Source organism: Eubacterium ventriosum (assembly GCF_025150745.1).
Classification (GTDB): domain Bacteria; phylum Bacillota; class Clostridia; order Lachnospirales; family Lachnospiraceae; genus Eubacterium_G; species Eubacterium_G ventriosum.
In genome coordinates this window covers 1,318,206-1,329,774 of sequence record NZ_CP102282.1, presented here as the reverse complement: position 1 = coordinate 1,329,774, position 11,569 = coordinate 1,318,206, and the positions used below count along the sequence as shown (strand labels likewise).

General features: G+C 36.0%; 5 protein-coding genes. 1 reads left to right on the top strand and 4 read right to left on the bottom strand.

Annotation, left to right across the window (positions count from 1 at the left end; all coding sequences use genetic code 11):
• Positions 1 to 222 precede the first annotated feature (222 nt).
• Positions 223 to 1,593 carry a sodium-dependent transporter gene (locus NQ558_RS05990; RefSeq protein WP_005363494.1) on the top strand — a complete coding sequence of 457 codons (1,371 nt, stop codon included), beginning with the start codon at positions 223 to 225 and terminating at the stop codon, positions 1,591 to 1,593.
• 363 nt (positions 1,594 to 1,956) lie between these two features.
• On the opposite strand, the gene NQ558_RS05985 is transcribed toward NQ558_RS05990, so the two are convergent.
• From NQ558_RS05985 to rpoB, 4 genes are all read right to left on the bottom strand, one after another.
• On the bottom strand, positions 1,957 to 2,655 hold the full coding sequence (locus tag NQ558_RS05985) for a queuosine precursor transporter (protein ID WP_005363492.1): 699 nt from the start codon (positions 2,653 to 2,655) through the stop codon (positions 1,957 to 1,959).
• 18 nt (positions 2,656 to 2,673) lie between these two features.
• On the bottom strand, positions 2,674 to 3,390 hold the full coding sequence (locus NQ558_RS05980; RefSeq protein WP_005363490.1) for a hypothetical protein: 717 nt from the start codon (positions 3,388 to 3,390) through the stop codon (positions 2,674 to 2,676).
• Between the two features lie 160 nt (positions 3,391 to 3,550).
• Positions 3,551 to 7,363 (bottom strand): DNA-directed RNA polymerase subunit beta', encoded by a 3,813-nt coding sequence (rpoC, locus tag NQ558_RS05975; RefSeq protein ID WP_005363488.1) that lies wholly within the window; start codon positions 7,361 to 7,363, stop codon positions 3,551 to 3,553.
• Between the two features lie 20 nt (positions 7,364 to 7,383).
• The gene (gene rpoB / locus NQ558_RS05970) at positions 7,384 to 11,214 is read right to left on the bottom strand and encodes a DNA-directed RNA polymerase subunit beta (RefSeq protein ID WP_005363486.1); all 3,831 of its coding nucleotides are present in this window, start codon (positions 11,212 to 11,214) and stop codon (positions 7,384 to 7,386) included.
• Between the last annotated feature and the right edge of the window lie 355 nt (positions 11,215 to 11,569).

Sequence of the window (11,569 nt, the reverse complement as noted above, 5' to 3'; positions counted from 1 at the left end):
CTCCCAAAGGAGTATTTATAAGCCATGCAGTCTTTAGCGTACTAAAGTAGCAATATTTTTATTATAATAAAATGTAGTATTAATTGCAACATTTAATCATTATTTACAAGCATATTCGATTTATTGCTTATTTCATCACTCTAATACGTTAAATTGACAAATTGTTTTTTATTATTTAATATGATTCAGTGACTATTTTAGAATTGAGGTTTTTATATTTATATGGAAAGAGAAAAATTCAAATCCCGTTTAGGATTTATACTTATTTCTGCCGGTTGCGCCATTGGTATTGGTAATGTGTGGCGTTTTCCTTATGTAGTTGGAAATAACGGTGGCGGATGTTTTGTATTATTTTATGTTTTATTTCTTGTTATACTAGGTCTTCCTATTTTGACAATGGAATTTTCTGTTGGTAGAGCTAGTCAGCAAAGTATTGCAAGAGCGTTTACAACTTTAGAAAAGAAAGGTCAGTTTTGGCATTTACATGGTTACATAGGAATGGCCGGCAATTATATATTAATGATGTTTTATACTACAGTTGCAGGATGGATGCTTAAATATTTCTTTGACACTGCCAAAGGTGATTTTATTAGTGCTACAACCTCTCAGGTTAAGGATCATTTCACTGATATGAATTCTGTACCTTCGGAAATGATTTTCTGGACAGTTGTTGTAATTATAATTGGATTTCTTGTTTGCTCATTAGGCTTACAGAATGGTGTTGAGAAAATTTCAAAAGGTATGATGATTGCCCTTTTAGTCATTATGGCTGTACTTGCAATAAACAGCATTTTCCTAAAAGGTGCTTCTAAGGGCTTGTATTTCTATTTAGTACCTGATTTTCAGCAAATAAAAAATATTGGACTTATTAATGTTCTTGTTGCTGCAATGAATCAGGCATTTTTCACACTTAGTATTGGTATGGGTTCCATGACAATTTTCGGAAGCTACTTAAGTAAAGACCATTCACTACTTGGTGAATCAATCAACATAGTAGCCTTAGACACTTTTGTTGCAATAGTTTCAGGACTTATAATATTCCCATCATGTTTTGCTTTCGGAGTAAATCCTGATCAGGGACCAAGTCTTATTTTTGTAACATTGCCAAACATATTTATAAAAATGCCCGGTGGCAGAATAATTGGAAGCTGCTTCTTCATCTTTATGGCTTTTGCAGCTTTCTCAACAGTAATAGCCGTCTTTGAAAACATAATGTCATCTTGTATGGACTTATGGGGCTGGGAACGAAAAAAGACAGCCCTCATTAATACAATTTTAATAATAATAGGCTCAATTCCTTGCGTTCTTGGCTTCAACATCCTATCCGGCTTCCATCCTTTAGGAAAAGGCACTAATGTAATGGACTTAGAAGACTTCCTTGTAAGTAACCTAATACTTCCAATTGGTTCCCTAATTTACACACTCTTCTGCACAAGCAAATACGGGTGGGGCTGGGACAACTACCTAAAAGAAGTCAACACTGGAAACGGCCTGAAAGTTCCTGGAAAAATCCGTTTCTACTGCAAATGGATACTTCCACTTGTAACACTGTTCATAATTGTAAACGGTTTAATATCTGTATTTAATAAATAAAATTATTTTAAAAAATCACTCGATACATTTGTGCATCTGGTGATTTTTTATTTCTTTAATTACTTATTTAATACATAAAACATGTTGTGTACATACTTTTGTTTGGTGTTGCCCCTTACTTATTTTATGCGTTGTATAGCTAGATAACTCCGCTTCAAACACGTTACTTTTCTTGTTTTGCTCCGTCATTTATTATAAGACAAAAATCAAAACTCGCCTATGGCTCAAACAGTTGATTTTTGCCTTAAATTATACTCGCAAAATTTCGAAAAGTTGCCTATTGTTTGCAACGGAGTTTCTATCTATACAAACTCTGAATAATAAGCAAGGGGCAACACCAAATCAATCGTGTGCCCCTTTTTCTTATTCTTTTATCTTCTTTGATATTCTTCTTGCCAAGTACACAAATGGTGTATCTGCAAGGCTTGTTACTATAAATATTACATAACTTGAAATTGCAATACTTATAAGTGTCTTAAAATCATGAATGCCCCAGAATGCACCAAATGTATACAAAATATTATTCAAAAACTGTGAAATTAATGTTGAACCATTGTTTCTAAGCCAAAGAAATCTTTCCCTGTCTCCTACTAATTTGTTAGTAAAATCCCACCATTTATGGTATGCCCAAACATCAAATTCCTGAACTATAGCGTATACAACCATACTTGTAATCATAAGTCTTGGTGTATTTGAAAAAATTGTCTGCATTGCAGGCATTGCAAAATCTGTGCTGTCCGGTGTGTATAAAAGCCACCACTGTGAAAATATTATAAATACAATTGATGTTGTAATTCCAATATGTACTGCTCTTTTTGCATCTTTCTTTCCATATACTTCACTTACAATGTCTGTTATAAGGAATGTCGACGCAAATAAAACGTTTCCCAATGTCATAACCATTCCAAATGCTTTGACCATTATTAAAACTTCTATGTTAGCTGCAATTGTTGCTATACTTGTAAAGCAGAATAATCCCTGCTTTCCAAATAATTTATACATTACTATTACGCTTCCGTAAATTATAAATATTGATAAAACCAGTAATATTTCATTAGACATTTTTATTTTCTCCTTTAATCATCCTACACCAAAATCTGTATTATTTAATAATATATCTACCCTATCATTATCTTTGTACAAAGGATAAACATATTCCATAAACTGTTCAATAACCTTTTTATCCGGTTTAATCGGCATCTGATTTTCAACCATAATATTTACACATATTCTGCTAAAATATTTTAAACCTGTCTCAATATCACTAATCATTGATTCCTTTGTTTGTCCTGAAATTCCCTGTAACAAATTAATTTCATCAAAATAATTTGCAATTACTTCAGGACTCTTTTCTTCAATTCCCTTAACTAAAACTTTCTCTCTTAAATCATAGTCAAAAGTTTCTAAACCTAACTTTATAATCGGTTTAATTCCAATATTCAAAAAAGAATTTTTAAAATTTTGAACATCATCTTTATGCATATAATGACATTCAAAATGGATTTCTTTTATACCTTTTTTCAAACATATTTTCTTAATCAATTCTATAGTTTTTTTATCTAAATCAACAAAACTTCCTGAGTTTATAACTTCAAGTTCCCCAAATTTTCCTGTTACATTACTTAAAACCTGCTTATTCAACTGAAAATTGGCTTCTATGTCTTTGCTTGAATCTAAATGATAATCACAAAATCTGCATTTTCTCCATTTACATCCATCTCCAACTAACATTACTATCTCTCTAGGGTTCTTGTCTTCTATGACAGAATATCTTATTGGATTAAATCCTTCTACCATTGTTTTTCTCCTATAAAATAAAAAGAGTGCCTACTAAGGACACTCTTTTTAAACTGCTATATCTAGCAGATTCTTCCTTAGTTTTGTTTATAGACAGGATGGTTACGAACTGTCTGTTATTATTTTATGGAAACTTTATTATAAATTTCCATCAAATGTTTTATTCTTCAGTAATTTCAATTGTTTCTTCTGAAACTTCAATTACATCACTGTTCTCTTTAGCATTTTCTGCTTCATCTTCTACATCTTCTGCTGAAACTGCTAATGCTGCCTGTTCCTTTTCTCTTGCGATACGTTCATCTGTACTTAACTTTACATCTCCGTATCTCTTCATACCTGTACCTGCAGGAATTAACTTACCAATAATTACGTTTTCCTTAAGACCTACAAGTGGATCAACCTTACCATTGATAGCTGCTTCTGTAAGAACTCTTGTTGTTTCCTGGAATGAAGCTGCTGATAAAAATGAGCTTGTTGCAAGTGAAGCCTTTGTGATACCAAGCATAATCTGTGTACCTGTTGCAGGTTCCTTGCCTTCTGCTTCAAGCTGTTCATTAACTTCGTTAAAGTCAAGAACTTCAACTGTTGTTCCTGGTAAGAATTCTGAATCACCGGCTGTGTCAACCTTAATCTTCTTAAGCATCTGACGAACAATAACTTCAACGTGCTTATCATTGATTTCTACACCCTGTAGACGGTAAACTCTCTGTACTTCACGGATCATATAATCCTGAACTGCACGAAGTCCCTTAATCTTTAATAAATCATGTGGGTTAATGCTACCTTCTGTAAGTTCGTCACCGGCTTCAAGAACAGCACCATCAAGAATCTTAATCTTTGATCCATAAGGGATAAGATAAGCTTTTGATTCGCCAGTTTCAGGGTTAGTTACGATAATTTCACGTTTCTTCTTTGTTTCCTTAATTTCAGCAACACCACCGAACTCTGCGATAATTGCAAGTCCCTTTGGCTTTCTTGCTTCAAATAATTCTTCTACTCTAGGAAGACCCTGTGTAATATCGTCACCGGCTACACCACCAGTATGGAATGTTCTCATAGTAAGCTGTGTACCAGGTTCACCGATTGACTGAGCAGCGATGATACCTACTGCCTCACCAACCTGTACTCTCTGTCCTGTTGCCATATTTGCACCATAACATTTAGCACATACACCTACGTGTGACTTACATGTAAGAATTGTTCTAATCTTAACTGATTTAACACCTGTAGCAACAATTCTTGCTGCACGCTTTGGTGTAATCATATGGTTAGCTTTAACAATCATATTGCCTTCTGCATCATACATTGTTTCTGCAGCAGTTCTACCTGTGATTCTTTCTTCAAGACTTTCGATTACTTCGTTTCCATCAACTAAGTCTTCGATTTCCATAAATGGAATAGCCTTACCTTCACAACAATCTACATCTCTAATAATAAGATCCTGTGAAACGTCTACAAGTCTTCTTGTAAGGTAACCTGAATCGGCTGTTCTAAGGGCAGTATCTGACATACCCTTTCTAGCACCATGGGCTGAAATGAAGTATTCCAATACGTCAAGACCCTCACGGAAGTTCGACTTAATAGGAAGTTCGATAGTCTTACCTGTTGTATCAGCCATCAAACCACGCATTCCGGCAAGCTGTTTAATCTGTTTATCAGAACCACGGGCACCGGAATCGGCCATCATAAAGATGTTGTTGTACTTATCAAGACCACTAAGAAGGGCTGTTGTAAGTTCATTATCGGCTGCCTGCCATGTTTCGATAACTTCTTTGTATCTTTCTTCATCAGTTAAGAAACCACGACGATAATGCTTTGTAATTTCATCAACTGTGTGTTCTGCATCTGCAAGAATCTGTTTCTTTGATTCAGGTACTGTCATATCTGAAATTGAAACTGTCATAGCTGCCCTTGTTGAGAACTTATAACCCATAGCCTTAATGTTATCAAGAACTTCTGCAGTCTTAGTTGCTCCATGGTTATTAATAACCTTTTCAAGAATCTGCTTTAACTGTTTCTTACCTACGTGGAAATCAACTTCCAATTTAAGGTAATCTTCATCAGTTTCTCTCTTAACGAATCCTAAATCCTGTGGAAGAATTTCGTTAAATAAACAACGTCCAAGTGTAGTGTCAATAATACCTGTTACTTCTTTTCCTTCTCCGTTGAATACAGTTCTCTTAACCTTAATTCTCTGGTGAAGTGAAATTTCTTTATTTTCATAAGCTAAAATAGCCTGATTAATATCACTAAATGAATGTCCTAATGCATCAACAGGTTCACAAATTACAACTCTATCATCTGCATGATACTTAATCATATCGTGAGCTCCGATAATTCCTTTATCTAAAGCTTCCTTGATTTCTTCATCTGTATCATAAATAGGAGCATCTTCAGCTACTGTAGAAGCAATTTCTTCTTCCTTAGAATGATCAACCATTCTATCCATTGTCAAATAGTAAATACCAAGTACCATATCCTGTGAAGGAACTGCTACAGGTGCACCATCTGATGGTTTTAACAAGTTATTAGGTGAAAGTAAAAGGAATCTACATTCAGCCTGTGCTTCTACTGAAAGTGGAAGATGAACAGCCATCTGGTCACCGTCGAAATCGGCGTTGAACGCTGTACATACCAATGGATGAAGTTTGATAGCCTTACCTTCTACAAGAATTGGTTCAAACGCCTGAATACCAAGTCTATGAAGTGTAGGGGCACGGTTTAACATAACAGGATGTTCTTTGATTACATCTTCAAGTACATCCCAAACTTCTGTCTGAAGTCTTTCAACCATCTTCTTCGCACTCTTAATATTGTGAGCTGTACCATTAGCTACTAATTCTTTCATTACGAAAGGCTTGAATAATTCAATAGCCATTTCTTTTGGAAGACCACACTGGTAAATCTTAAGTTCCGGTCCTACTACGATAACTGAACGTCCTGAGTAGTCAACACGCTTACCAAGTAAGTTCTGACGGAAACGTCCCTGCTTACCCTTTAACATATCTGATAAAGACTTAAGTGCTCTGTTACCAGGTCCTGTTACAGGTCTACCACGTCTACCATTATCAATTAATGCATCTACAGCTTCCTGAAGCATTCTCTTTTCATTTCTTACGATAATTTCTGGAGCGCCTAATTCAAGAAGTCTCTTAAGACGATTGTTTCTGTTAATAATTCTTCTATATAAATCATTTAAATCAGATGTAGCAAATCTACCACCATCTAACTGAACCATAGGTCTTAAATCAGGTGGAATTACAGGAATTACATCTAAAATCATCCATTCAGGCTTGTTACCTGAATTTCTGAACGCTTCAAAAACTTCCAATCTCTTAACGATTTTTGCTTTTTTCTGTCCTGTTGCTTCAAATAATTCTGATTTTAATTGCTCTGCTTCTTTTTCAACATCGATGTCCATAAGCAATTCTTTGATAGCTTCAGCACCCATTCCTACACGGAATTTTCCGCCGAATTCTTCATATGCTTCTCTGAATTCTTTTTCTGACAATACCTGCTTGTAATCCAATGTTGTTTCCATTGGATCAAGCACGATATATGAAGCAAAGTATAATACTTTTTCTAATACTCTTGGTGAAATATCAAGGATTAATCCCATTCTTGAAGGGATTCCTTTAAAGTACCAAATATGTGATACAGGAGTAGCAAGTTCAACACTACCCATACGTTCTCTACGTACGCTGGCTTTTGTTACTTCAACGCCACATCTGTCGCAGACTACACCTTTATATCTGATTTTCTTGTATTTACCACAATGACATTCCCAGTCTTTGCTTGGTCCGAAAATCTTTTCACAGAATAAACCATCTTTTTCAGGTTTTAAAGTTCTGTAATTTATTGTCTCAGGCTTTGTAACTTCGCCTCTTGACCATTCTCTGATTTTTTCAGGTGAAGCAAGACCAATTTTGATTTTGTCAAATGATACCTGTTCACTAACGTTATTATCTGCCATGATCAAATCTCCCTTCTTAATTATTCATCCATTCCATCTTCAACTACATTTCCCTGAGCATCAACAGTCTGGAGTTCTTCACCTACAAATTCCTGTGTGCTATAACCAGCCTGTTCAAAGCTCTGGCTGTCTTCTTTCTTCTGGCTATAGTTCTTATTATCATTAAGAATTGCATTAAAGTTTGTTTCACCGTAATCAATGCTTTCTTTTAATTCTACTTCGTTGTCATTTTCATCTAATACCTTAACATCAAGTGCTAATGACTGAAGTTCCTTAATAAGTACCTTGAATGATTCAGGAATTCCCGGCTGAGGGATGTTTTCACCCTTAATAATTGCTTCATAAGTCTTAACACGTCCTACAACGTCATCAGACTTAACTGTTAAGATTTCCTGTAATGTATATGATGCACCATAAGCTTCAAGTGCCCAAACTTCCATTTCACCAAATCTCTGTCCACCGAACTGAGCTTTACCACCAAGTGGCTGCTGTGTTACTAATGAGTAAGGACCTGTTGAACGTGCATGAATCTTATCATCAACCAAGTGATGTAACTTAAGGTAATGCATGAATCCGATTGTAACAGGGTTATCGAAGTAATCACCTGTTCTACCATCTCTAAGTCTAACCTTACCATCTCTTGCAATTGGAACACCCTTCCATTCTTCTCTATGATCAAGGTGTTCACCAAGATATTCCATAACTTCAGGATTTAATTTATCCTGATATTTTGCCTGGAAATCTTCCCACTCTGTATTGGCATAATCGTTTGCCATTTCAAGTGTATCCATAATGTCGTACTCGTCAGCACCGTCAAATACAGGTGTTGCAATGTTAAATCCTAATACTTTAGCTGCAAGGCTTAAGTGAATTTCAAGGACCTGACCAATGTTCATACGTGAAGGTACGCCCAATGGGTTAAGTACGATATCAAGTGGTCTTCCGTTTGGAAGGAATGGCATATCTTCTACTGGTAATACTCGTGAAACTACACCCTTGTTACCATGACGTCCGGCCATCTTATCACCAACGGAAATCTTTCTCTTCTGAGCAATGTAAATACGAACTGATTCGTTTACGCCTGGAGCTAATTCGTCTCCATTTTCTCTCTTGAATACCTTAGCATCAACAATGATACCCTGTTCACCGTGTGGAACCTTAAGTGATGTATCTCTTACCTCTCTTGCCTTTTCACCGAAGATTGCTCTCAAAAGTCTTTCTTCAGGTGTAAGCTCTGTTTCACCCTTAGGTGTAACCTTACCAACAAGAATATCTCCGGCACGAACTTCAGCACCGATTCTGATAATACCTCTTTCATCAAGGTCTTTACGGGCTTCATCACCTACGCCAGGAACATCATTTGTAATCTCTTCAGGTCCAAGCTTAGTATCTCTTGCTTCTGTTTCGTATTCTTCTATATGAATTGATGTATAAACATCGTCCTGAACTAATCTTTCACTAAGAAGTACAGCATCTTCGTAGTTATAACCTTCCCATGTCATGAAACCGATAAGTGGGTTCTTACCAAGTGCAATTTCACCGTTAGATGTTGATGCACCATCAGCAATAACTTCACCTGCTTCTACGTGGTCTCCCTTAAATACTATTGAACGCTGGTTATAACAGTTACTCTGGTTACTTCTCTGGAATTTAAGAAGCTTATATGTTTCTTTTTCTCCATTATCATCATATCTGATAGTAATTTCTTTTGATGTTGATCTTTCAATAACACCGGCACGCTTAGCAACAACACAAACACCTGAGTCAACAGCTGCCTTTGCTTCCATACCTGTACCAACAACAGGAGCTTCTGTTGTAATAAGTGGAACGGCCTGACGCTGCATGTTTGATCCCATGAGGGCACGGTTTGAGTCGTCGTTCTGTAAGAATGGAATCATTGATGTTGCAACTGAAAATACCATTCTAGGAGAAACGTCCATTAAGTCAATTCTCTTCTTATCAAACTGTGATGTTTCTTCTCTATAACGTCCTGATACGTTATTGTGTACAAAATGTCCTTCTGCATCCAATGGTTCATTAGCCTGTGCAACAGTGTAATTATCTTCTTCATCTGCTGTAAGGTAAACAACTTCATCTGTTACTCTTGGATTTTCAGGATCTGACTTGTCTACTACTCTATATGGAGCCTCAACAAATCCGTACTCATTTAATCTTGCGAAAGATGCAAATGAGTTAATAAGTCCGATGTTAGGACCTTCAGGTGTCTCAATAGGACACATTCTACCGTAATGTGTATAGTGAACGTCTCGAACCTCGAATCCGGCACGATCTCTTGAAAGACCACCTGGTCCTAAGGCTGATAAACGTCTCTTATGTGTTAATTCACCCAATGGGTTATTCTGATCCATAAACTGTGACAACTGTGAACTTCCGAAGAATTCCTTAACAGCTGCAGTTACAGGTTTTATATTAATTAATGTCTGTGGAGAAACTCCTTCAAGATCCTGAGTTGTCATACGTTCACGAACAACTCTTTCCATTCTTGAAAGACCGATTCTATACTGATTCTGAAGTAATTCACCAACTGCACGGATACGTCTGTTTCCTAAGTGGTCAATATCATCTTCTGAACCGATTCCATATTCAATATTCATACAATAGTTGATTGTAGCGAAAATATCTTCCTTAGTAATATGCTTTGGAATCAATTCGTGTACGTTTCTCTTAATTGCATCTTTTAATTCTTCTTCTGTTTCATTTTCAGCAAGAATTTCAGCAAGAACAGGGTAATAAACCTCTTCATTAATTCCCAATTCTTTACAATCAAAGTCAACATATGCATTAATATCTACAGCAAGGTTTGAAAGAACTTTTTCATTCTTAATATCTGTCTGAATCATTACTGATGGAACAGCTGCATTCTGAATCTTAATAGCAAGTTCTTCTGTTACAACAGTTCCGGCTTCTGCTAAAACTTCTCCTGTTGTCATATCTACAACATCTTCAGCTAATGGTAAACCTTTAATACGGTTCTTGTAAGCCAATTTCTTGTTGTATTTATAACGACCAACTCTTGCAAGGTCATATCTTCTTGCATCAAAGAACATACCTGCAACGATTGATTCAGCACTGTCAACGCTAAGAGGTTCGCCCGGACGAATCTTTTTGTAAAGTTCTAAAAGGCCTTCTTCATAGCTTGTACTTGGATCTTTCTCAAATGTTGCTGTAAGTTTTTCTTCTTCACCGAATAATTCAGTGATTTCAGCATTTGTTCCAATTCCTAAAGCTCTAATAAGAACTGTTACAGGAAGCTTTCTTGTTCTATCTACACGAACATAGAAAATATCATTTGAATCTGTTTCGTATTCAAGCCATGCACCTCTGTTAGGAATAACCTGTGATGTATATAATTCCTTACCTACTTTATCATGACCGATAACGTAATAGATACCTGGTGAACGAACCAACTGGCTTACGATAACACGTTCTGCACCATTGATAACGAATGTACCTGTTGCAGTCATAAGTGGTAAATCACCCATGAAAATATCGTGTTCTGTAAATTCACCTGTCTCCTTGTTATGAAGTCTTACTTTAACTTTTAAAGGTGCAGAATATGTTGCATCTCTTTCCTTACATTCCTCGATTGTGTACTTCTTCTCATCTTCGCATAATTTGAAGTCAACAAACTCAAGGCTTAAGTTTTGTGCGTAATCTTCAATCGGAGATATATCTTCCAATACTTCCTTAAGACCTGTACTCAGGAACCACTCATATGAATCTCTCTGAACTTCAATAAGATTAGGCATTCCAAGAACTTCTTTTTGTCTTGAATAACTCATACGTATGCCTTTTCCTGATTTCACAGGGCGAATTCTGTTTTTCTCCATTGACATTTCACTCCTTGTCTTTATTTTATTACTTTTTTAGTTACTTTTGCTTAATAAAATTAAGTTTTTGTACTGTTTTAGCACTTTCATTGTTGTCAAAAGGGCGCACTACGCCTACTTTTAAGCATAACAGTAGAATTTTACCATAGGAAACAATTGGTGTCAAGGGCTTTTTTATTGAATATTTCTGTTTGATTATTGGGGTTATATTTTTAAACACTATCAGCTTGGTATCGAAGAAAGCACACGTACATTTGTAGAATGTACGCGTGCAAACATAAAAAGAGAGACAGGGTTTTGTGTAAACACAACCCTGTCTCTCTTTTTATGTTCGAGCGCACGCTCTGCGAAAAGT